Annotated in this window: 17 protein-coding genes and 1 pseudogene; 14 read left to right on the forward strand and 4 right to left on the reverse strand. The window is 59.0% G+C overall.

Features of this window, described 5'->3' with window-relative positions; all coding sequences use genetic code 11:
• The first annotated feature begins 138 nt into the window (after positions 1–138).
• From rplA to GSQ82_RS23055, 6 genes are all read left to right on the forward strand, one after another.
• Positions 139–849, forward strand: coding sequence for a 50S ribosomal protein L1 (gene rplA / locus GSQ82_RS23030; RefSeq protein WP_158794607.1), 711 nt, complete (start codon positions 139–141; stop codon positions 847–849).
• Positions 850–925: 76 nt separating this feature from the next.
• Positions 926–1,651, forward strand: coding sequence for a 50S ribosomal protein L10 (gene rplJ, locus GSQ82_RS23035; RefSeq protein WP_158794608.1), 726 nt, complete (start codon positions 926–928; stop codon positions 1,649–1,651).
• Between the two features lie 141 nt (positions 1,652–1,792).
• The gene (gene rplL, locus GSQ82_RS23040) at positions 1,793–2,167 is read left to right on the forward strand and encodes a 50S ribosomal protein L7/L12 (RefSeq protein WP_158794609.1); all 375 of its coding nucleotides are present in this window, start codon (positions 1,793–1,795) and stop codon (positions 2,165–2,167) included.
• 633 nt (positions 2,168–2,800) lie between these two features.
• Positions 2,801–7,273, forward strand: coding sequence for a DNA-directed RNA polymerase subunit beta (gene rpoB, locus GSQ82_RS23045; protein WP_158794610.1), 4,473 nt, complete (start codon positions 2,801–2,803; stop codon positions 7,271–7,273).
• Between the two features lie 171 nt (positions 7,274–7,444).
• On the forward strand, positions 7,445–11,635 hold the full coding sequence (gene rpoC, locus GSQ82_RS23050) for a DNA-directed RNA polymerase subunit beta' (RefSeq protein WP_158794611.1): 4,191 nt from the start codon (positions 7,445–7,447) through the stop codon (positions 11,633–11,635).
• 472 nt (positions 11,636–12,107) lie between these two features.
• On the forward strand, positions 12,108–13,280 hold the full coding sequence (locus GSQ82_RS23055) for an immunoglobulin domain-containing protein (RefSeq protein ID WP_158794612.1): 1,173 nt from the start codon (positions 12,108–12,110) through the stop codon (positions 13,278–13,280).
• 254 nt (positions 13,281–13,534) lie between these two features.
• Here the strand turns inward: GSQ82_RS23055 and GSQ82_RS23060 are convergent, their stop codons facing one another.
• The gene (locus GSQ82_RS23060; protein WP_371417268.1) at positions 13,535–14,173 is read right to left on the reverse strand and encodes a zinc-binding dehydrogenase; all 639 of its coding nucleotides are present in this window, start codon (positions 14,171–14,173) and stop codon (positions 13,535–13,537) included.
• A gap of 21 nt (positions 14,174–14,194) precedes the next feature.
• Positions 14,195–14,550 (reverse strand): annotated as a pseudogene (locus GSQ82_RS25275) (alcohol dehydrogenase catalytic domain-containing protein); the annotation flags it as partial.
• 188 nt (positions 14,551–14,738) lie between these two features.
• Between GSQ82_RS25275 and GSQ82_RS25460 the strand changes: the two are divergent.
• Positions 14,739–15,392 carry a pentapeptide repeat-containing protein gene (locus tag GSQ82_RS25460; RefSeq protein WP_158794613.1) on the forward strand — a complete coding sequence of 218 codons (654 nt, stop codon included), beginning with the start codon at positions 14,739–14,741 and terminating at the stop codon, positions 15,390–15,392.
• On the opposite strand, the gene GSQ82_RS23070 is transcribed toward GSQ82_RS25460, so the two are convergent.
• Positions 15,393–15,944: a DinB family protein gene (locus GSQ82_RS23070; protein WP_158794614.1), complete on the reverse strand. Its 552-nt coding sequence runs from the start codon at positions 15,942–15,944 to the stop codon at positions 15,393–15,395. It lies immediately after the preceding gene.
• Positions 15,945–16,080: 136 nt separating this feature from the next.
• Here GSQ82_RS23070 and GSQ82_RS23075 point away from each other — a divergent pair, with 136 nt between their 5' ends.
• From GSQ82_RS23075 to GSQ82_RS23090, 4 genes are all read left to right on the forward strand, one after another.
• A complete protein-coding gene (locus tag GSQ82_RS23075; protein ID WP_158794615.1) occupies positions 16,081–16,785 on the forward strand; it encodes an alpha/beta fold hydrolase in 705 nt (234 codons plus the stop codon).
• A 178-nt stretch (positions 16,786–16,963) separates the two neighbouring features.
• Entirely contained in the window at positions 16,964–18,277 is a 1,314-nt protein-coding gene (locus GSQ82_RS23080; RefSeq protein WP_158794616.1) for a hypothetical protein, read from the forward strand.
• A 577-nt stretch (positions 18,278–18,854) separates the two neighbouring features.
• Complete coding sequence (locus GSQ82_RS23085) at positions 18,855–19,274, forward strand: hypothetical protein (RefSeq protein ID WP_158794617.1); 420 nt, start codon at positions 18,855–18,857, stop codon at positions 19,272–19,274.
• Between the two features lie 456 nt (positions 19,275–19,730).
• Entirely contained in the window at positions 19,731–19,904 is a 174-nt protein-coding gene (locus GSQ82_RS23090) for a hypothetical protein (RefSeq protein ID WP_158794618.1), read from the forward strand.
• A 115-nt stretch (positions 19,905–20,019) separates the two neighbouring features.
• On the opposite strand, the gene GSQ82_RS23095 is transcribed toward GSQ82_RS23090, so the two are convergent.
• A complete protein-coding gene (locus tag GSQ82_RS23095; protein WP_158794619.1) occupies positions 20,020–20,478 on the reverse strand; it encodes an energy transducer TonB in 459 nt (152 codons plus the stop codon).
• 287 nt (positions 20,479–20,765) lie between these two features.
• On the opposite strand from GSQ82_RS23095, the gene GSQ82_RS23100 reads away from it, so the two are divergent.
• The 3 genes from GSQ82_RS23100 to GSQ82_RS23110 all read left to right on the forward strand — a co-directional run bounded on the left by GSQ82_RS23100 (position 20,766) and on the right by GSQ82_RS23110 (position 22,395).
• Positions 20,766–21,497, forward strand: coding sequence for an ROK family protein (locus tag GSQ82_RS23100; RefSeq protein WP_158794620.1), 732 nt, complete (start codon positions 20,766–20,768; stop codon positions 21,495–21,497).
• A gap of 28 nt (positions 21,498–21,525) precedes the next feature.
• Positions 21,526–21,930 (forward strand): hypothetical protein, encoded by a 405-nt coding sequence (locus GSQ82_RS23105; protein WP_158794621.1) that lies wholly within the window; start codon positions 21,526–21,528, stop codon positions 21,928–21,930.
• Positions 21,931–22,134: 204 nt separating this feature from the next.
• Positions 22,135–22,395: a GlsB/YeaQ/YmgE family stress response membrane protein gene (locus tag GSQ82_RS23110; RefSeq protein WP_158794622.1), complete on the forward strand. Its 261-nt coding sequence runs from the start codon at positions 22,135–22,137 to the stop codon at positions 22,393–22,395.
• Positions 22,396–22,411 lie beyond the last annotated feature (16 nt).

Here is a 22,411-nt window from a genome sequence, read left to right on the forward strand (position 1 = left end):
ATCTGAATTTTGAAATGAAAATCTTGCACTAAAACAAGATTTTTGGCATACTCATAAGAGTGCCTCAACACCTAGTTGAGGTCAGTCGAGAACCACGCCCGGAGAGAACAGCTACTGAGGGGTGGGAGACGAGGGAAAATGGCAAGGAAGCTATCTAAGAATCTGGTAAAGGCGCGCGCGCTCGTTGAGCCACGTGCCTACCTGTTGGTGGACGCAGTTCCACTTCTCCAAAAAGCGAAGTACGCAAAGTTTGATGAGACGGTCGATCTGACCATGCGTCTTGGTGTAGATCCTAAGCACGCCGACCAGATGGTTCGTGGCACAGTCGTTCTGCCCCACGGTCTGGGTAAGTCGAAGATCGTCGCTGTGATCGCCTCGGGCGACCGCATCAAGGATGCAGAGGCTGCCGGAGCTGAGTTCTTCGGTGGTGAAGAGCTGGTCGAAAAGATCCAGAAGGAAAACTGGACCGCCTTTGATGCCTTGATCGCGACCCCCGACATGATGAAGTCTGTCGGCCGTCTCGGTAAGGTGCTCGGCCCCAAGGGTCTGATGCCGAATCCGAAGACCGGTACGGTTACCACTGACGTTGCTTCAGCGGTCAAAGAGATCAAGGCTGGTAAGGTCGAGTTTCGCACCGACAAGACTGCACTTGTGCACGTTCCGGTGGGCAAGCTGTCGTTCGATCCGCAGAAGCTGGTCGACAATGCGATGACCGTCATCACGAGTGTCGTCAAAGCCAAGCCGTCTGCAGCCAAGGGAAGGTACATCAAGGGCGTGACTCTCAGCTCGACGATGGGCCCCGGCATTCAACTCGACTACGCCGCCGCAGAACTGGCTGGCAAGGCCTAATCAATTTAGTTAGCACCAAGCCCACTCTGGCCGCGGAAGCGAGGAGTGGGGTAGCGAAAGCGAAGAGGATTCAGTCATGGCATTGACCAGAGCATCAAAGACGGAGAAGGTTGGTAAGCTCGCAGCCGAGCTCCAGCACTCGACCTCCGCCATCATCGGCACTTTCAAGGGTCTTACCGCCTCAAAGGACTTTGAGCTGCGTAAGGCAGTTCGCGGCGCGGGCGGAAGCTATCACGTCGTCAAGAACAAGCTGGCCGCAAAGGCCTCCAGCGGAACCAAGATCGAGGCTGCGCTTCAAGGTCTCAAGGGCGTCTCGGCGGTGGCTTACACCTCCGGCGATCCTGTCGCCCTGGCCAAGGCGCTCTCGACCTGGGTCAAGGACAACGCAGAGTTCACCTTCAAGCTGGGCATCATCGACGGCAAGCTGATCAACGTTGAAGAGATCGGCGATCTCGCCACCATGCCGGGCAAGGAAGAGCTCTTCTCGAAGCTCCTCTTCCTCATTCAGTCGCCTGCACAGCGTCTGGCTACCGTCATCAACGCTACCGGTCGCGATCTCGCCGTTGTCATCAATCAGGGCGTCGAGAAGGGCAAGTTTGCCGGCGCAGCAGCTCCGGCCGCAACAGCTCCGGCACCTGCAGCAGAAGCGCCGGCGGCCGAAGCTCCTGCAGCTGAAGGTCAGCTCGTTGCAGAGACGCACGCTATCGAAGCCCCAGCAGCCAATGCGGCTGCGGAGCAGCCAGAGAACGGAACCGCATCGCAGGCCGGAGAGGCCGCGACAACGGATCCGGTCGAAGGCTAAACCCAAGTTTTGTCTGGTCTCCCCGGGTGCGCTGGTCTGGGCGCAACGGAAACCTGGGAGGGCTTAGGCAGCCGAAGCGCAGTCAGGCTCTCGGAGAAGTAATCGGCAACACAAAGTTCAGTTCTATATTGGAGAAATAACATGGCAGACATCCAGCAGTTGGAAGATTCAATCGTTAGCCTTAGCCTCCTCGAGGCCTCGGCTCTGGTCAAGAAGCTCGAAGAGCGTCTCGGCGTTTCGGCAGCAGCAGCAGTTGCAGCCCCGGCAGCAGGCGGCGGCGCAGCGGCAGCGGCACCGGCTGAAGAGAAGACCGAGTTCACCGTTATCCTCAAGGATGCCGGCGCGAATAAGATCAACACCATCAAGGCTGTACGCGAAGTCACCGCTCTTGGCCTGAAGGAAGCCAAGGATCTGGTTGACGCCGCTCCCAAGCCCTTGAAGGAGAACATTTCGAAGGATGACGCAGCTGCCATCGCGAAGAAGTTCGAAGGCGTTGCAACCGTAGAAATCAAGTAGTTAACTGCCAGCTTGCACGCCGGGGCGGAACGCGATATTCTTGACGTTAGAGAAGATTCGTTCCGCCTTGGCGTGCTCATTGGCGGACGGTGGTTTCAGTCAAATTTTGCTGTATCCCGGATCATCCTGTCTTACAGGCTAAGGAACCGGCCACTATACGCTTCGAGCGGCGGATGCGCATAGTGCAATAGGAATCAAGCGAGCGGCAACTTTGGGGTAGGCGAACCTCAATGGCGGCAGGCATTAATACCACCAATATAGAAACAGTGCACAAGTCGACCTTTGCGCTCATGGGACACGCTGTCCCTTCGAGCGCTTTGCCGTGTTTATCGGCATTGTCTCCACAGTATAGGAGTCAATAGCACGCTGCACGCGTTCTTTATAGCAGCTTCGAACGCCGGCAGGTAGTAAAAGTTTCGAGATTTATCCGTGTCCGGGCAATGACACGGCAAAACATTCTGCGCACGGGACTGGCTGCCATCGAGGACAGCAAGACCCGAAGACCATAGCCACTGCGCGATCAGAACCAAACCCGGAGAGCCCGGCCAAGCTCTCCCCTCACGATTGCAGCCAGCCATACGATGCGGGCGGATGCAACCGGGAGGCCTCGAAGGTCAGTTTTCAGGAGAGAGCATGTCCAGCGAAATGCGCGCGATCCGTAGCCGTCTCGATTTTTCGAAGATCCCCACATCCATCCAGATTCCTAACCTCATCGAGGTCCAGCGCCGCAGCTACGAGCGCTTCCTGCAGATGGACAAGCTGCCGCAGGAGCGCGAAGACAACGGCCTGCAGTCCGTCTTCACCTCGGTGTTCCCGATTACCGACTTCCGCAACGTCTCTGAGCTCGAGTTTGTCGACTTCTCCATCGGCAACTGGGAGTGCAAGTGCGGCTACCTTAAGGGTCTCAACCACCTGCGCACGGCCTGCACCCACTGCGGTCACATGGTCATCACCGACCCCTTCCATCCGGGCGACGTCCTCTGCAACTTTTGCGGGACCTATAACAAGAACACCCCTGACTTCTGCACCAAGTGCGGCGACCCTGTCGGCCTGCAGCTGAAGTACGACCAGGCAGAGTGCGAAGAGCGCGGCATGACCTACTCTGCACCGCTGAAGGTCACGATCCGCCTGAAGATCTACGACAAGGATCCCGAGACCGGCGTCAAGAGCCTCCGCGACATGAAGGAGCAGGAAGTGTTCTTCGGCGACATTCCTCTCATGTCCCAGAACGGCACCTTCATCGTCAACGGTACCGAGCGCGTCATCGTATCGCAGCTTCACCGTTCGCCCGGCGTCTTCTTCGAGACCGCGAACAACCGCACCTACTTCCTCGGCAAGATCATCCCGTACCGCGGCAGCTGGGTGGAGTTCGAGTACGACCAGAAGAACACCCTCTACGTCCGCATCGACCGCAAGCGCAAGTTCCTCGGCACCATCTTCCTGCGCGCCCTCGGTCTGCGTACGGACGAGGAGATCCTCAAGACCTTCTACACCGTCGACACCATCAACGTCGCCGCCGGCAAGCTCAGCTGGAAGGTAGCGCCCGAAGGTCAGGCGTCGAATCTGCAGGGCACACGCCCCGCGGCTGCCATCACCGTCAAGGGTGAGGAGATCGCACCGGCGACCCGCAAGATCTCGGCTCACACGCTCAAGGCTCTGCGCACGCACAAGATCGAAGCGATCGAGATCGAGACCAGCGAGTTCGACGGTGCGATGACTGCGTCCGACGTCGTCGACCTCTCCACCGGCGAGCTGCTCTACGAAGCCAACCAGGAGCTGACCGCCGACAAGCTGCACAAGATCATCCAGTCCGGCGTCACCAGCTTCGAGGTCTTCTTTCCCGAGCGCGACGACGTGGGCAACATCATCACCAACACTCTCCGCCGCGACTCCGTGCGCAAGCCCGAAGAGGCGCTGATCGAGATCTACCGTAAGCTGCGTCCCGGCGACCCACCGACGCTCGACACCGCGACCGCGCTCTTCGAAGGCATGTTCTTCGATCCGCGCAAGTATGACTTCTCGCGTGTCGGCCGCCTCAAGTTCAACATCAAGCTCTACGAGAACCAGGACCCCTCGGGCCTCGACAAGCGCACGTTGACGCCCGAGGACTTCTACGGCACCATCCGTTACCTCCTCAAGCTGCGCAAGAACATCGGCAACGTCGACGACATCGATCACCTTGGCAACCGCCGCGTCCGCGCTGTCGGTGAGTTGATGGAGAATCAGTTCCGCATCGGACTCGTCCGCATGGAGCGCGCCATCAAGGAGAAGATGTCGGTCTATCAGGAGATGTCGACCGCGATGCCGCACGACCTCATCAACGCCAAGCCAGTTATGGCCGCGATTCGTGAGTTTTTCGGCTCCTCGCAGCTCTCGCAGTTCATGGACCAGACCAACCCCCTCTCGGAGATCACGCACAAGCGTCGCCTCTCCGCCCTTGGGCCTGGTGGTCTCTCCCGTGAGCGAGCCGGCTTCGAAGTCCGCGACGTGCACCCGACTCACTACGGACGCATCTGCCCGATTGAGACCCCGGAAGGCCCGAACATCGGTCTTATCTCGTCGCTCTCCTGCTTCGCGCGCATCAACGAATACGGTTTCATCGAGTCGCCCTACCGTCGCGTCAAGGACGGCCGCGCGCTCGACTACGTCTCCGTCACCAACGCTGGTGAGTCCGGTCTGCGTCAGGGCGACTACCTCGAGATCGAAGAGGCCCGCAAGCAGAACGAGCAGTTGAAGAAGGACAAGAAGCGCACCATGGATCTTGCTCCCTTCAGCTTCTATCTCTCTGCATGGGAAGAGGATCGCCACACCATCGCGCAGGCCAACATCGAGCTCGATGAGAAGCTGAACATCGTGCAGGATGTCGTCGACGCCCGTCGCCAGGGCAACTTCGTCCTCGTCAACAAGTCCGAAGTGGACTACGTTGACGTCTCGCCGAAGCAGCTGGTCTCGGTCGCTGCCTCGCTCGTTCCGTTCCTCGAGCACGACGACGCCAACCGCGCGCTGATGGGCGCAAACATGCAGCGGCAGTCCGTTCCTCTGCTCGTTGCCGAGGCTCCCTTCGTCGGTACCGGAATGGAGGGCGTCACCGCCCGCGACTCCGGCGCCGTCATCCTGGCCAAGCGCAACGGCATCATCGACTCGGTCGACTCCGAGCGCATCATCGTCCGCGTAGAAGGCGAGCATCACCCCACGCAGCTCTCGCGTGAGGTTGGCTCGGACATCTATCAGCTCACGAAGTTCAAGCGCTCCAACCAGAACACCTGCATCAATCAGAAGCCGATCGTCCGCAAAGGTGATCGCGTCATCAAGGGTCAGGTCATCGCCGACGGTCCTTGCACCGAGCAGGGCGAACTCGGCCTCGGCCGTAACGTTCTGGTCGCCTTCATGCCGTGGCGCGGTTACAACTTCGAGGACGCGATCCTCATCTCGGAGAAGCTGGTCCGCGAGGACTACTACACCTCGATCCACATCGAGGAGTTCGAGATCGAAGCTCGCGACACCAAGCTCGGGCCGGAAGAGATCACGCGCGATATTCCCAACGTCAGCGAGCACGCACTGCGCGATCTCGACGACTCGGGCATCATCCGCATCGGTGCGAAGATCGGCCACAACGACATCCTCGTCGGCAAGGTAACGCCGAAGGGTGAAACCCAGCTGACGCCGGAAGAGAAGCTCCTCCGCGCCATCTTCGGCGAAAAGGCCGGCGATGTTCGCGACGCTTCGCTGACGTGCCCTCCGGGTATCGAAGGCACCGTCGTCGACGTCCGCATCTTCTCCCGCAAGGGTCAGGAGAAGGACGAACGCGCCAAGCAGATCGAGCAGGAGATGATCGAGAAGCTCGAGCGTAACCTCGCCGATGAGATTCGTATTCTCACCGACGAGCGCCTCAAGCGCCTCGAGGCAATTCTCGGAGCGAAGGAAGTTCTTGCTGACCTGCACGACGAGCGCACCAACAAGAAGCTGCTCAACAAGGGCGACATCCTCGACCGCGACACCATCGAGCTCATCAGCACCCGTAACCTCAAGCGCATCCGCTACGCCGACAAGGATCCCCGTGTCAACGAGCAGATCGATGAGATCGAGGAGATGACCTCACGTCAGATCGATGTTCTCCGCAAGATCACCAACGAGAAGATCGGCAAGATGCAGAAGGGCGACGAACTCGCTCCCGGCGTCATCAAGATGGTCAAGGTCTACATCGCCATGAAGCGCAAGCTCTCTGTCGGTGACAAGATGGCCGGCCGCCACGGTAACAAGGGCGTCATCGCCCGGATCCTTCCAGAGGAAGACATGCCTTACCTTCCCGATGGAACCCCGGTAGAGATCGTCCTCAATCCGCTCGGTGTGCCTTCGCGTATGAACGTCGGTCAGATCCTCGAGACGCACCTCGGGTGGGCAGCACACACCCTCGGCGCGCAGATCGCCGAACTCGCCGCACAGATGGAGTCGGCCAACGAAGTTCGCGAGCTCTTCAAGGCGCGCTTCGCCGGTACTGCCGCTCTCAACCAGCTTCTTGACCTCGACGACGAGCAGACCATGCGCGTCGCTGCCGGCATGAAGCGCGGCATCTGGTTCGGCACGGCGGTATTCGACGGCGCACGCGAGACCGAGATCAAGGCGCTCCTCAAGGCCGCTGGTCTTCCGAGCTCGGGCAAGACGCAGCTCTTCGATGGCATGATCGGCGATCCGTTCGAGCAGCCCGCCACCGTCGGCTACATCTACATGCTCAAGCTGTCGCACCTTGTCGACGACAAGATCCACGCTCGTTCCATCGGGCCGTACTCGCTCATCACCCAGCAGCCGCTGGGCGGTAAGGCGCAGTTCGGCGGACAGCGCTTCGGAGAGATGGAGGTCTGGGCCCTTGAAGCATACGGCGCAGCTTACATCCTGCAGGAGCTGCTCACCGCCAAGTCCGACGACGTCTTCGGTCGTACCAAGATCTACGAAGCCATCGTCAAGGGCGAAGCTGCCATCGAGCCGGGTGTTCCCGAGTCGTTCAACGTTCTTATCCGCGAACTGCAGTCCCTCTGCCTGGACGTCGAGCTGATCAAGCTCGCCGACCAGAAGAAGCAGCCACTGCCAGCCATCGCCGCAGCAGACTAATGCACCAGGGCCTGAGGAGGTTATTGCGTATTCTCCTCAGGCCGCCACTCCGGTGGCACCCACAATTGAATACAAGCACCTGTACCAGAACCACCGGTATCACGATGCGCCGAAAGTCATCGTGAAACAGAATTAGTAACAGCAGCCTGACGCTGCACCGGAGAGCCAAATATGTTTCGCTCCAGCCCCTTCGAACTAACCGGTCCCATCGCCGACTTCGACGCCATTAAGATCCAGCTCGCCAGCCCCGAGAAGATCCGCAGCTGGTCGCACGGCGAAGTCACCAAGCCCGAAACCATCAACTACCGCACCTTTAAGCCGGAGCGCGACGGACTCTTCTGCGCCCGCATCTTTGGCCCCATCACCGACTGGGAGTGCCTCTGCGGCAAGTACAAGCGCATGAAGCACCGCGGCGTCATCTGCGACAAGTGCGGCGTCGAAGTCACCCTCTCGAAGGTTCGCCGCGAGCGCCTCGGACACATCGAGCTCGCCAGCCCATGCTCGCACGTCTGGTTCTTCAAGGGCCTGCCCTCGCGCATCGGCCACCTGCTCGACATCAGCCTGCGTGAGCTCGAGGCTGTCCTCTACTTCGAGTCCTACGTCGTCGTCGATCCAGGCGATGCGCCGGTCAAGGAGCGCGAGGTCATCAAGGACGAGACCAAGTTCCGCGAGCTCGACCAGCAGTACCGCCCCTCCGGCTTCAAGGCCATGATGGGCGCCGAAGCCATCAAGGAGCTCCTCAAGCGCGTCGAGATCGCCGAGCTTTCGATCGAACTGCGCGAGCGCATGAAGACCGAGACCTCGCTGCAAAAGAAGCTCAAGTACTCCAAGCGTCTCAAGATCGTCGAGGCCTTCAAGAAGTCCGACAACCTGCCCCAGTGGATGATCCTCGACGTGATCCCCGTGATCCCGCCGGAGCTTCGCCCCCTCGTTCCGCTCGACGGCGGCCGCTTCGCCACGTCGGACTTGAACGACCTCTATCGCCGCGTCATCAACCGTAACAACCGCCTCAAGAAGCTGATGGACCTCCACGCACCTGAGGTCATCGTCCGCAACGAGAAGCGCATGTTGCAGGAGGCCGTCGATGCTCTCTTCGACAACGGCCGCCGTGGCCGCGTCCTGCGTGGCGCGAACAACCGTCCGCTGAAGTCGCTCTCCGACACCCTCAAGGGCAAGCAGGGCCGCTTCCGTCAGAACCTCCTCGGCAAGCGCGTCGACTACTCCGGCCGTTCGGTCATCGTCGTCGGTCCCGAGCTGAAGCTGCACCAGTGCGGTCTTCCCAAGAAGATGGCGCTCGAGCTCTTCAAGCCATTCATCTATCACCGCCTCGAGCAGACCGGCCACTGCACCACCATCAAGCAAGCCAAAGAGATGGTCGAGATGCAGGAGCCCATCGTCTGGGACATCCTCGAAGAGGTCATCAAGGATCACCCGGTTCTCTTGAATCGCGCTCCGACCCTTCACCGTCTCGGCATCCAGGCCTTCGAGCCCGTGCTTGTTGAAGGTAAGGCGATCAAGATCCATCCGCTCGTCTGCACCGCCTTCAACGCGGACTTCGATGGCGACCAGATGGCAGTTCACATCCCGCTCTCGCCTGAGGCACAGATCGAAGCCAGCGTACTCATGCTCGCTTCGCACAACATCCTCTCGCCCGCCAGCGGTCAACCCATCACCGTCCCAACGCAGGACCTCGTCCTCGGCCTCTACTACCTCACCAAGGCGAAGGTTAACGCCAAGGGTGAAGGCCGCGTCTTCGCCAACATCGAAGAGGTCTTCATGGCTCTCGAAGCGAAGCAGGTCGAGACCCTCACCCCGATCCGTCTGCGCTACACCGGCCCTGTCCTCGACATGACCACCGCGTACGACGATCAGGACCTCACCCACACCGAGCCGGTCGAGTTCAACAACCAGTTCATCTCGACCACCGTCGGCCGCGCCATCCTCAACGATGCGCTCCCCGAAGGCATGCCCTACGTCAACGGCCTTCTCAAGAAGAAAGGAATCGGCCAGCTCATCAACTACTGCTACCTGAACCTCGGCCTTGAAGTCACCGTCAAGACCCTCGATCGCGTCAAGGATCTCGGCTTCACCTATGCCACTCGTTCCGGCCTCTCGGTCGGTCTCGACGACATGGTCATCCCCGACTCCAAGTACACCCTCGTGGGCGACGCCGAAAAGACCGTCCTCACCATGCAGCAGCAGTACCTCGACGGAGCCATCACCAACGGTGAGCGCTCCAACAAGGTCATCCAGATGTGGTCCACCGTCACCGAGCGCGTCGCCGACGAGATGTTCAACAACATGAAGCAGGCCGACAAGGAAGGAGCCATGAACCCGATCTACATCATGGCCGACTCCGGTGCTCGTGGATCCAAACAGCAGATCCGCCAGCTCTCCGGCATGCGTGGTTTGATGGCAAAGCCCTCCGGCGAAATCATCGAAACCCCCATCACGGCGAACTTCCGCGAAGGTCTCACCGTGCTGCAGTACTTCATCTCGACTCACGGCGCACGTAAGGGCCTCGCCGATACCGCACTCAAGACCGCTGACTCGGGTTACCTCACCCGCCGTCTGGTCGACGTTGCGCAGGATGTCATCATCTCGCACAACGACTGCGGCACCGTCGAAGGCATCTACGTCACCCCCATCATCGAAGCCGGCGAGACCATCGAGCCCCTGCGCGACCGCATCATCGGCCGCGTCTCGCTCGAGAAGCTCAAGGACTTCGAGGGCAAGACCATCGTCGACATCAACCAGGAGATCGACGAAGATCTCGCCAACGCCGTTCAGGCCGCGGGTATCGAGCGCGTCAAGATCCGCTCGGTTCTCACCTGCGAGTCCAAGCGCGGCGTCTGCATCCTCTGCTACGGCCGTAACCTCGGCTCAGGCAAGATGGTGGAGATGGGCGAAGCCGTCGGTGTCATCGCGGCGCAGTCCATCGGCGAGCCCGGCACCCAGCTCACCATGCGTACCTTCCACATCGGCGGTACGGCATCACGCGTATCCGACGCCTCGCACCTCGAGGCCAAGAACGCCGGTACCGTACGCTTCATCAACCTCGTCACCGTTCGCTCCAAGGACGGCGGCCTGGTCGCCTTCAACCGCAATGGCTCGCTCGCCATCGTCGATGACAAGGGCCGCGAGAAGGAGCGTTACGCTGTCGTCTACGGCGCCAAGCTCAAGGTCGAAGAGGGCGCGCAGGTCAAACAGGGCACCACGCTCGGCGAGTGGGATCCGTACACCTTCTCCCTCCTCACCGAGATCGCTGGAACCGTCCAGTTCAAGGACCTCCAGGAAGGCGTCACCCTCAACGAAGAAGTCGACGAAGTCACCGGCCTCAGCCGTCTGGTCGTCGCCGACTCCTCCGACGAGAAGCGTCAGCCTGCCATCATCATCAAGTCTGCATCCGGCAACAAGCGGTACCTCATGCCTTCACGCGCTCACCTCATGGTGGCCGACGGCGACGAGATCTTCCCCGGCGACATCCTTGCCAAGATCCCACGCGAAACCACGCGTACCAAGGACATCACCGGCGGTCTCCCACGCGTCGTCGAACTCTTCGAGGCACGCAAGCCCCGCGACCCCGCGATCATCAGCAAGATCGATGGCGTCGTTCGCTTCGGCGAAGTGTCGAAGGGTCAGCGCAAGGTCTACGTCACCGCGGACAACGGTCAGGAAGAGGAGTACAGCGTTCCCCGCGGTACTTACGTCAACGTGCAGGAAGGCGAACGCCTCCGTGCCGGTGATGCTCTGATCGACGGTCCCCGCAACCCGCACGACATCCTGGAAGTTCTCGGCGAGCGCGCACTCCAGCAGTACCTCGTCAACGAAATCCAGGAAGTCTACCGGCTCCAGGGCGTCACCATCTCCGACAAGCACATCGAAACCATCGTTCGTCAGATGCTTCGCTGGGTCAAGATCGAAGAGGTTGGCGACACCACCTTCCTCGTCGATCAGCAGACGGACCGCTTCCGCTTCAACGCGGAGAACCAGCGCGTCCTGATGACTGGTGGCCGTCCCGCCATCGGCCGTTCGCTCCTGCTCGGCATCACCAAGGCGTCGCTCTCGACCGACAGCTTCATCTCGGCCGCCAGCTTCCAGGAGACCACCCGCGTACTCACCGAAGCCAGCATCAACGGCTCCATCGACACGCTCCGTGGCCTCAAGGAAAACGTCATTGTTGGCCGCCTCATCCCCGCCGGAACCGGCATGGAGTACTACCGCAACGTCCAGCTCTCACCCGAACTGGAAGAAGCGGCAGCCCAGGTCCAGCAGGAAGTGGCATCCGCCATCGAAGCCGAAGAGCGCGAACTAGAGCAGATGCGCATGGAAGGCGAACAAGAAGAACTAGCCGCCGAGTAAGTACTTCGTACCGTTCTCGACGCTTCGCGTAACAACAAACAACGGCAGAGCTTCGGCTCTGCCGTTGTTTTGTTTACTTCGCTCTCCATCCACGGATTTCGGGAGTTAGGTTCAGACTTGGCTGCTACGGCCACCCTGTCATTTATGGTTGTTATGAGGGCGGACCGCCACCGTGCATGGAATGTTATTGAGACGTTGTTCGCAAAGTCTTTGCCATTTTCCTTTAGCCTGTATAAGTTTTATCTGTCTCCACATTGTCCACACTCGTCTTTGAATCGCTTTATGTATTACGCTCCAACTTTCGGTTCCCCGAGGTCTTTCGAACGTGAGATTTATTGCTGGCTTGCTGCGCACTTTCTGCCCTAACGTCACTATTTTGGTTTCAGACGCTGCCTTGAATTCCGTTGCCCCTTCGGACTTATCCCTCCGTACAACCACATGGACATGGAGTCGGTTCTTAGGAGTGCTCCTCTTGGGTGGAACAGCGCTCTCTCTCATTGGTTGCGGAGACAATAGCATCATTTCTGTGCCTGCACAGGCAGTTAGCATTACCCAGCAGCCGTTGAGCCAGACTGTCCCCATTGGCGAAGCCGCGACCTTCACTGTCACAGCCACTGGCACCTCACCGCTCAGCTATCAGTGGAGTATGAATGGCGTCGACATTCCAGGAGCGACTGGCGCTTCCTTTACGACGCCTGTCACCCAACCGAGCACCGCCGGGTCTACCGCCATCGGATCTTTCCAGGTGAAGGTCAGCAATGCAACCAGCAACCTTGCGAGCAAGGCCGCCACGCTCACTGCGGGCCCACGATCTCCCAAGGCGGGAGATCTGCGTTATCTGTTCTGGCAGCAGGTGGATACTGCAGGCCTATTTAATAAAGGCAGTGGCGTCGGTGAAGTCCTAGTAGGGCCGAGCGGCATCGTTAGTACTTTTGCTGATAATGCACTGGGTACTCCCCTTGGAATAGGATCTTCTTTTGCGTGCGGTGGAGGCGAATGCTCCTGGAGCTACGCGTACGAACCGCTGCCGCCGACGACGACGGCGTTCAACATGCACTACCAAGGTGGGAGCTATTCCAATTACATCTCAGATCTGCAATCGTATACAGCCGCCAACATTGTAATCACGTCTCTGGATTTGGAGCCTCTCGAAGATGCTTATGCAGTGTCGTGGGTTCAAACGACGCAAGCGGGTGGGTTTGACTATCGACTTGACCCCGTTGTTCCTGCTGGGACAAGCCAGCAAGCACAGATTCAAGCTCAAGCTACTTTGGACGCTAAGGAAAGCCGGATTATTACGGCAGTTTCTTTCGACGTCTCGGGCAATGCCATTTTGGTCTCTTATGGATGGACCGGCGACACAACGACCATGTATGAAACGCAAACGGTCGTGGTTCCGCAGCAGAATCAAATCTCTTCGGCAGTTGTCTCCGCGGCAACAACCCTGGCCACTGCGGGGTATGTCATCAGCGCCTTTGGCGGCAACGATACAAACGGATACATACTCATCGGCGAGCGCGTACAGGGTGATAGTTTGCCGCGTTCGATGGTAGTACTTTCCCCCACAACACAGCCACCTTACCCAACCCCAATTGTGTATCTACATGAATTGAATGGCGTCATTACACTTTTATACGAGCAATAGAGTAAGACAACGATCTGCGACAAGTGGGCTGTTTGTTCTTAGGCGGCCCGCCCACGCTTAGTTTTACCCATCTCAACCAACCACAAATGACCGGGTGCCCCATCCTTCGCGCACTTTGCCGGGTGCCCCATATCTCGATCCTGAGATGTGGGCATTCGCGCCTGCGCGAACCGCTTTTCTCAGCCAGAAAGCAATATCAATTTTTATATTTGATAGCATCTGAGCCGACCAAGTTCAGAGCGATCGCACCCTCGTCACATCGTCAGCACCACGCGAAACTCTGCCTTGCCGCTCAGCATCCGCGCAAAAGCCTCAGCCGCCTTCTCCAGCGGATAGGTCTCGATCATCGGACGCACGCCGCTCAGTTCGGCAAACCGCAGTGTGTCCTCGGAGTCTGCCGGTGTTCCCGCAGCCCAGCCTTGAATCGTTCGACTTCCAGTGATGAGCTGTATCGGTGTCACCTCAATGGCATCGAACGCCGCACCAATCACCACGAGCTTACCGTTCGGCCCCAGACCGTCGAACAACTCGGACATCGCCTTTGAACTCGGTGCCGTCGCTAGAATCACCCGCGCCCCGCCCAGCTTTTGCAACTCCTCTGCCGCGTTCGCCGATTTGCTGTCGATGTACACGCTTGCCCCCAACTTCTTCGCAAGCACCGCATTCTCCGGCCCGCGTCCGATGGCTGCGACCTTGTAACCAAACTTACTCGCAAATTGAACTCCAAGATGACCCAGCCCGCCGATACCCTGCACGGCAACCAGATCACCAGGCATCGCACCGCTATGCCGCAGTGCATTGTAGGTCGTAATTCCTGCGCAGAGCAGCGGTGCTGCTTCAACGTCACTCAGACTATCCGGTATCGCCACCAGCGCCTCCACCGGAGCCACCATGTACTGCTGATACCCCCCGTCGTAGCTGATGCCCGGAATCTTCAAATTCTGGCAGTTGCGAAAATCTCCGCGCCTGCACGGGATGCACGTATTATCCTGGCCGCCGTGCCAGCCCACGCCAACGCGCGCCCCTTCTTCCACCCCGAAACCCCGGCACCTGCACCGTCGATGACGCCCGCAACCTCATGCCCCGGAACCCGCGGATACTGAATTCCCGGCCAGCTACCGTCTTTCGTGAGCACATCACTGTGGCAAACACCACAGGCCTGCACCTTGATCCGAACATGTCCCGGACCCGGCTCAGGAATCCCGCGCTCCACAATCTGGATATCCGCTCCGGGACTGGGAACCTGCGCTACCTTCATGGTTGCTGACATAAATCCTCCAGGGAACTCTCAATGACGATGTATGAAACGCTCGACCGCACAACCTCTGATTCACGTCGCGGGTAAGAAGATTGCATACGCGCCGTCTTTAAATCCACTTATCTCAGAAAGCTGTCCGTAAAGATGCACACCCTTCCATCGTTCACGACCCAACAGCTACAGCACGATAGTCTTTACCCATGGCATCAAAACCCAAAGCCCGCATCGCCCCGGACATCGACCCCGAACTCCTCACCGACACCTTCGCCGAGCAGCTCGCAACTGGCATCGTGCAGGATGCGACAGCATCCAACACCGCCATCCCATCCCTCCAAAGCCCACGCGGCCAGCCCGTCCGCATCGACCGCTGCCTCTGCACCTCCGTCACCCTCGCCGACCCAAACGCGCACGGCCTGCACCTGCACGACGCCCGCATCGAAGACTCCGACCTCGCCAACATCGTCCTCACCGGCAGCTCCCTCGAGCGCGTCGAGATCATCTCCACTCGTCTCACCGGCGCCATCTGCACCGAAGCTAAACTCAAGAGCGTCCTCTTCCGCGAGTGCAAGATGGACTTCTCTCTCCTCCGCATGGCGCGCCTCCAGCAGTGCGTCTTCGAGAGCTGCAACCTCACCGACGCCGACTTCTACGGAGCCGAGCTCTCCGGCGTCATCTTCCGCGACTGCGACCTCAGCCGCGCCGACCTCTCCCACACCAAACTCGCGTCCGCCGACCTCCGTGGCTGCCGGCTCGACGGCCTCCGTGGAACACCCTCCAACCTCGACGGCCTCATCATCAGTCCCGACCAGGCCCCGCTACTCATCACCATCTTCGGCGTCCGCGTCCAATGGTGATCACGTAGAACCCGGCCTACCATCCGCTCCGCACTCCCTCCAAATCTTCTCCCAGTTCCAAATCCCATCCGCCACCTCACGCGGCAGCGCGAATCCGAGCTGATGCGCCACCATGCACACCTGCCCGCGATGATGCGCCTCATGAGCCACCATGTAGCACAGCATCTCCACACCAACCGGCCACGCCGGAGCCCATCCATCCCTGCGAAACATCTCGACGCGCCCCACCCCATCACCCAGCGCCTCACCCAGCATCTCTCCGCACCGAGCAGCGCTCTCAGCCAATCCCGCACGAGCCTCCTCCGGCGTACAGCGCGCACGGTTAAGCTGCACCGGAACCTTCAGATGCGGAGCCGTAAGCCTCACCCACTTACAGCGGACGTTATGCATATGCGTAAAGATCGCCGCAATCGTTCGAACCTTCCCCGGCGGTTGTGCCCTCCAGGCCGCAGCGTCAAGACCTTCGATAAGCATCTGGTTCATGCGATCGTTCGCCGCAAAGATCTGCACCGGCGCCCGGTCCAGTCGAGTGTGAACCTCATGTTGACGCATGGCCACGTCTCCACCACCCTCTCCCACTCACCATCAAATCCAGCCCCGAAGCTACCTGAACATAGAAGATAAATGACGCCGCCCAACAACTCCCGGCATCACAAGCCCACACAGTCGGACACTCAAAGAGGACGCCATGCCCCCAGCATCAGTCAACAACATCGTGCTTGTTCACGGCGCCTTTGCCGACGGCTCCAGCTGGTCGAAGGTCATTCCGCTCCTACAGGACATGGGCTATCACGCAGTCGCCGTGCAAAATCCGATGACCTCCCTCGCCGACGAAGTCGCCTTCACCAAAAGAATCGTCGCCATGCAGGACGGCCCCGTCATCCTCGTCGGCCACTCCTGGGGAGGCGCCGTCATCACCCAGGCAGGCGACGATCCTAAAGTCGCCGCTCTCGTCTACGTCACCGCCTACGCGCCCGAGGCCGGACAGTCCGCCAACGACGCCAGCGCTCCGTACGGATGGACGGACGGCCAGAAGCAGATCCGCGTCGACCCCGACAACTTCGCAACCCTCACCCCCGAAGGCATGATCGACATCATCGCCGAAGGACTCCCGATGGCGGAGCGAAAGCTCGCGCTCGCCGTACAAGGTCAGAGCTACGGCCCCATGTTCAATGAGAAACTTACAGTGGCGGCCTGGAAGACAAAGCCCACATGGGCCGTCATCTCGACCAAAGACCGCATGCTCCCGCCAGCCATGCAAGCCGAGGCCGCAAAAAGAATGGGAGCAGTGACGACCACTCTTTCGACCTGCCACATGTCCATCCTGGAAGAGCCCGCAAAGATCGCAGCCGTTATCGACGACGCCGCAAAAAGAGCATCATCGCCACGCTAGAGAGATAGCAGACAGAAACTCATATCCAACAGACCGGCAGGACGAGAGACCTGCGCCGCCAGCCTCTACTCTGGACGCCCTAACCTAAGCTATATCCACACTACGCCGCCCACCCACCCAGGTTCTTTTCGTAGACCAAACCGAATCCCCCCTGTATCATCGGCACATGATCGCGGCCATGTTGTGCTCTTCGCTGCCTGAGTCTGATCTATTGCGCGACCGCAGACTGAAGTTCGTTCCCCTCTTCTTAGCCATCCTCGCATCGCTGGTCCTTCCCCTCTGCGGCTGTTTCTCCACCGTCACGACCCCCTATACCGCACCGCCCACCTCGCCTCCTACCTCTCCACTCACCCCTCCCGTCATCACCACCCAGCCGGCAAACCAGTCCGTCTCCCTCGGAACCGCCGCCACCTTCTCCGTCACAGCCATCGGCTCCTCTCTCCAATACCAGTGGAGCGACAACGGCACACCCATCGCCAACGCGACCGCCAGCACCTACACCACGCCCACAACCGTTGCCGCCGATAACAACTCATCCTTCACCGTAGTCGTCAGCAACTCCGCTGGCAGCGTCACCAGCAACCCCGCCTCGCTCACCATCACCGCCCGCGCTCCCCAGGTTGGCGACCTGCGCTTCCAGCAAGTCGACGCCCGCTCCACCATCAACGGCTACAACAACGGCCCACCCAGCGTTCCATCCAGCAGCTCGCAAGGTTTTGGTGTCTATTACCCCAACAGCATTGGAACGCCGCTCTATCTCGCCGCCCTGAACCAGTGCGAACTAAACAACACAAATGCCAAAGCCGCTTGTCCGCTGTTCTTCGAGCAATATAACCTGCCCGCCAATCTCATAAACCTCGATCTCTCCGTCGGCTACGGAGGCGACTCCTATTCCGAGTTTCCTTCCGACTTCAACAGCCCAAACTGGCCGATCGTTGGTGGCACAGCAGTCAACGCAGCCAACTCCGTCCTTACTTCGCTCCAGCTCCAGCAGACATACAATTTCTTCGGCGCATCTTGGATACAGGGTCCCACTCAGAACCTGCCATTCATCGGCTCACAGACGACCATCCCCGCAGCCACGACCGCTCAACTGCAGACCGCAGCAACGCAAGCTGGCCAGCATAGCCAGGTCATCACCGCCGTCTCCTCTGACCTGGGCAAAATCGTCTACTTCTCTTACAGCTGGCAAGGCGACACCAGCCCCTACGACGTCACCGTCGCAGCCGTCACCTTCCCCAACGTAGCCTCCACCATCTCCAGCTTCGCTCAGCAGGGATACATCCTCACCGCCATGACCCCATCGGCAGACAGCACCGGCAACTTCATCCTCATAGGCACACGCGTCCAGGGCGACAGCATCCCACGCCTCTTCATGACCGCCGCCCCGGCCACCTTCGCCACCCTCACTCAGCAGGGCTATGCTATCGTCGCCGTCCTCAACGACACCTCCACCGGCACCCCCGTTCTCACCTTCATAGGAGAACGATAAGCGTAGGCGAACGACAAGCCTCGGAGTGTATAAGCCCCCGCCGATCCTCGCCTTTCCCCAGATCCGTGTCTGTCTATAGACCCGGCCCGTTTATGCTCCGCGCCCGCTTCTTTAGAGCGGAGTTCTCAAAGTTAGATAGAGGCAGAATTTGGGTGCCCCAGGTCTCGCTTCTGAGACCTGGGTTTTTCGGAGATGCATCGACCTCGATGCCCCGTACGAACTCCGCTCTACAAGTCGTCATTCTGATCCTGAGCGTATCGAAGGGGAAGAACCCTGTATTCTGTCTTTGCCGTTGCACTCGCCGTTGTTCTTCCTCTGCACCCACTGCGAAAGGCGAAACGGCTTTAAGCTAAATCCGTTCCACCACAAAGCAGCAACAATCAAAAGTTGGGATTACCCGATAAGCTAATCCCTCTTTGCACTCTCGCAAGCCCACGCACTCTTCGTCTGCTTCGAAAGCGCCGCCTTCGATAGGTCGCCTCCATGCCCACAGAGGATGCGGGGGGCGCGCCGCACCCAGGAAGTCCTCCGCCTCTTCGAATCTGCAATGTATATTGGTCCCACACAAAGGAGTCTTATGAAGCGAATCTTTCCCCTGCTACTTCTCTCCACCACAGCGCTCCTCGCCCAGCCAACGGTCACCGGAGCGTGGACCATCACCGGAGACGTTCAGGGATATCCCATCAGCGAAGCCTGCATCTTTACTCAGGTCAAAGACAAGATCACAGGCTCCTGCACCGGCACCGACGGCAAGGCCTACGACACCACCGTCACCGTCGACGGCCAGAAGGTCACCATCGTTCACGGCGGCTCCTACCAGGGTGACGCACTCACCCTCACCTACTCCGGCACCTTCGACGATAAGGGAACACTAAGCGGAGCCATCGACGTAGCACCCCTCGGCTACGACGGCACCTTCACCGCAAAGGTCACAGAAAAAACCGACAAGCCCGACAAGCCAGCCGGCAAAACCTCAGACAAGCCAGCCGCAAACTAGCGGCCCACCTTCGTCTCTCACCTCTATAGCATCTTCTCTATTGTTCCAGAGTAGAAAATTTCTTCCAGAGCAGAAGATTTTGCTCTTGCCTTTGAGATGGCCCAAGGCTTTTGCCTTGGGTCTCTCAGCCTCGCTGAAAAAGGGGGCTTCAGCCCCTGAGATATGCCTTCCTGTCTGCTGCCATGACCCCAGGCAAGGCAGACAATTTCATCAGGACTACTCAAGCGCATCGCTCCGAAAAATAAATCTCAAAAACCTGTCGTACTTTCAGCACCTCAAAAAGTGACCTCCTATTTACCACCGTCACCACACAACCCACCACGAACTCACCACAAAAAACCACCATCAAAACACCCAGAATCGCCAAAACCCCCAACAAAAAGCCCCATCCACCACGTCCGCCATTTTTTGACACGCAATCACATTTCAATTCATCTCGACGTGCATCATAGATCCATGGAACCCTTAAACGACAGCACCCAGAACACGCCTCATAGATCCGGTTCCCGCACCTTCTGGTGCGTAACAGTCGTTATCATCCTGCTGATCGCGGCGTTCCTCATCCTCCGCCCCAACCCAACCACCACCGGCCCCGGCGGGACTCCCGCGGTCCCATCGTCCGTGAAATAACACCTAAACGACACATTCCCAAGGGATTGCATGCAAGCAAAAGGAGGACTCCAGGAGCCCTCCTTCACATCGCTCAGCAATGATACCTGGCGCCGAAACGCCGAACAGCAAACGTCTAACGCTGGCTGCGTATCGTAAGCTCCAGCTCGACAGGAACCGGCGCCGGCTGGTCATCCAGAGTGCCTGGCTTGAAGCGGAACTGGCTAACCGCGTCCAGAACATTCTTCTCCAGAACCGGATTGACCTGTCCTACAACCTTCAAATCAAAGGGCTTGCCGCTCTCATCGACAACCAATGCGACAACCACCTTTTCATCGCTCGGAACGACCCTCAGAAACAGCGCGGAGTCGGACTCTACAGACACAGTGTGGATCAACTTCGGGCCATTGACTCCAGTGGAGATTCGCAGAGGAGAGCTAGCGGTGCTACGATCCGACTCCGAGGCGAACGCCGCCGGCTGAACCAGCTTCGACTGAAGCGAGCTTCCGGTGGACTGGGTTTGTGCAGGCGAATTTACCTGAGCGTGAAGCAGGGTGGGGACGAGGGCGAGGGCAGCCACGATGACTCTACGCATGATTGATAACCTTTGGGGTAAAAGTACCCGTCACCAACATATTTTGTTTGCAGTACGACTGTCAATGATTTATTTCGATATTTTTCTTGATCTTTATTTTCAATACATTGGCTTGAAGGAACCTTTAAACTCCAGACCGAAAGAAGCTTTTACATCCACTCCACCAAAATCATCCAGGGGCTTCAAACTGTCGGTCCTGACCAGAGGCAACAGGCTCAAAGCCTTCCATTCGTTGTTCTTCTGCCCATGTGCACACCCACGGAATCGCTGCTAATATGCAACTTGCAATGAAAGTTCTCGTAATCGACATCGGCGGCACTCACGTCAAGGTGGCGTCCACCGACATGCGTGTACCTATCAAAATTCCATCCGGCCCCACCATGGACGCTGAACAGATGACCCAGCAAGTCCTCGCCGCCACCGCAGGCTGGGCGTACGACTGCATCTCCATCGGCTATCCCGGCCCAGTGGTTCACGACCATCCCCTCGCCGAACCCCACAACCTCGGCGCCGGCTGGATCGACTTCCCCTACAGCAAAGCCTTTGGCAAGCCCATTCGCTTCATCAACGACGCCGCCATGCAGGCCCTCGGGGGCTACAAGGGCGGCCGCATGCTCTTCCTCGGTACCGGCACAGGCCTCGGCTCTGCCATGATCTTCGACGGCACTGTGATCCCCCTCGAACTCGCTCATCTTCCTTACAAAAAAGGGCGCACGTATGAGGAGTACATCGGCCTCGCCGGTCTGGAGTTGCGCGGAAAGAAGCGATGGCGCAAGTCCGTCATCGACATCATCACCCGTCTTCAGGCTGCGCTCATCTGCGACTACGTCGTCCTTGGAGGCGGTAACGCCAAGCTGATGAACAATCTGCCTAATCACGTCATCATCGGAGCCAACAGCAACGCCATCGACGGCGGTCTCAAACTCTGGCAGGACGACAAATCCGCGCCACCCGCTGAATCCGGGACAACAGCCAAGGCCGCATCCAAAGCCACCGCAAAGCCAAAACGCTCCGCGTGAATCTGAAACAATCTACATAGGAGATAGTATGGCGAACAAATACGGCGAGGCCGCCCTCATCGCTGCCCGCATGGAAACCCACGGCAAACCACTCTCCCCCTCGGCGCGATGGCAGGGAGCGGCGGAAAAGCTCTACCCCACCAGCCCGTCAGCGCAACGCAAGGGAGGCCCCCGCTTCGCCTTTCTCAGTCTCTGTGAGGCTGGCTTGATCAAGGGAATTCCCCCCGGCCAGTACGCTCCATCCAACAAGGCCAAGGCCTACGCCCTCCGCGCCGTAGCCCTTCTCAACGCAGGCACGCATAAGACCGTCAACACGCTCTGGGCCGAGGTCACCGACGGCGAGGAGATCCCCCACAATAGCCAGATGGACGTCGTCCTGGCCCTCTGGAAGAACGACCTCATCGTTCGCAACGCTCCTGAGCCATCCGCATAGTCCGAACGTTCTCCGCCCCTAGCAGAAGATAGACCGTGCTTTCAGGCCCTCTCGGTCTTTGCACGTCTCCTGTGCGATGACTCGCACAATAAAATGTTCCCGGAAACAATAAGTTCTGGCATCTATCCGATCCAGGAGTATTCTTTCCCCATCCAGCGAGTCGGATCCGGCAACCCCGGTAAAAAAGACATGGAGGAACAAGATATGTTTCATCTGCTTTGGACTGCTCTCATCGGTCTAGTCGTTGGCGCACTAGCCAAGCTCATTATTCCGGGCAAAGAGCCTGGTGGAATCTTTATTACGATGCTCATCGGCATCGCCGGCTCTTTTCTGGGTACCTACCTCGGACGCGCCATCGGCCACTACCAGCCCGATCAGTCCGCGGGATTCCTTATGTCGCTGGTCGGCGCACTCATTCTGCTCGGCATCTACCATCTCATCAGGCGCAGTCGAACGACTGCCTGATCAGCGGACCTGCACT

Source organism: Granulicella sp. L60, from assembly GCF_009765825.1.
Classification (GTDB): domain Bacteria; phylum Acidobacteriota; class Terriglobia; order Terriglobales; family Acidobacteriaceae; genus Edaphobacter.

What these genes read in the sequence shown, in the direction of transcription:
- GSQ82_RS23090 (WP_158794618.1), top strand. Translation starts at nt 19,731, where the DNA reads ATGGAACCCTTAAACGACAGCACCCAGAACACGCCTCATAGATCCGGT.
- rplA (WP_158794607.1), top strand. Translation starts at nt 139, where the DNA reads ATGGCAAGGAAGCTATCTAAGAATCTGGTAAAGGCGCGCGCGCTCGTT.
- GSQ82_RS23070 (WP_158794614.1), bottom strand. Translation starts at nt 15,944, where the DNA reads ATGCGTCAACATGAGGTTCACACTCGACTGGACCGGGCGCCGGTGCAG.
- rpoB (WP_158794610.1), top strand. Translation starts at nt 2,801, where the DNA reads ATGTCCAGCGAAATGCGCGCGATCCGTAGCCGTCTCGATTTTTCGAAG.
- rplJ (WP_158794608.1), top strand. Translation starts at nt 926, where the DNA reads ATGGCATTGACCAGAGCATCAAAGACGGAGAAGGTTGGTAAGCTCGCA.
- GSQ82_RS23080 (WP_158794616.1), top strand. Translation starts at nt 16,964, where the DNA reads ATGTTGTGCTCTTCGCTGCCTGAGTCTGATCTATTGCGCGACCGCAGA.
- rplL (WP_158794609.1), top strand. Translation starts at nt 1,793, where the DNA reads ATGGCAGACATCCAGCAGTTGGAAGATTCAATCGTTAGCCTTAGCCTC.
- rpoC (WP_158794611.1), top strand. Translation starts at nt 7,445, where the DNA reads ATGTTTCGCTCCAGCCCCTTCGAACTAACCGGTCCCATCGCCGACTTC.
- GSQ82_RS23060 (WP_371417268.1), bottom strand. Translation starts at nt 14,173, where the DNA reads ATGGTGGCTCCGGTGGAGGCGCTGGTGGCGATACCGGATAGTCTGAGT.
- GSQ82_RS23095 (WP_158794619.1), bottom strand. Translation starts at nt 20,478, where the DNA reads ATGCGTAGAGTCATCGTGGCTGCCCTCGCCCTCGTCCCCACCCTGCTT.
- GSQ82_RS23085 (WP_158794617.1), top strand. Translation starts at nt 18,855, where the DNA reads ATGAAGCGAATCTTTCCCCTGCTACTTCTCTCCACCACAGCGCTCCTC.
- GSQ82_RS25460 (WP_158794613.1), top strand. Translation starts at nt 14,739, where the DNA reads ATGGCATCAAAACCCAAAGCCCGCATCGCCCCGGACATCGACCCCGAA.
- GSQ82_RS23110 (WP_158794622.1), top strand. Translation starts at nt 22,135, where the DNA reads ATGTTTCATCTGCTTTGGACTGCTCTCATCGGTCTAGTCGTTGGCGCA.
- GSQ82_RS23105 (WP_158794621.1), top strand. Translation starts at nt 21,526, where the DNA reads ATGGCGAACAAATACGGCGAGGCCGCCCTCATCGCTGCCCGCATGGAA.
- GSQ82_RS23075 (WP_158794615.1), top strand. Translation starts at nt 16,081, where the DNA reads ATGCCCCCAGCATCAGTCAACAACATCGTGCTTGTTCACGGCGCCTTT.
- GSQ82_RS23100 (WP_158794620.1), top strand. Translation starts at nt 20,766, where the DNA reads ATGAAAGTTCTCGTAATCGACATCGGCGGCACTCACGTCAAGGTGGCG.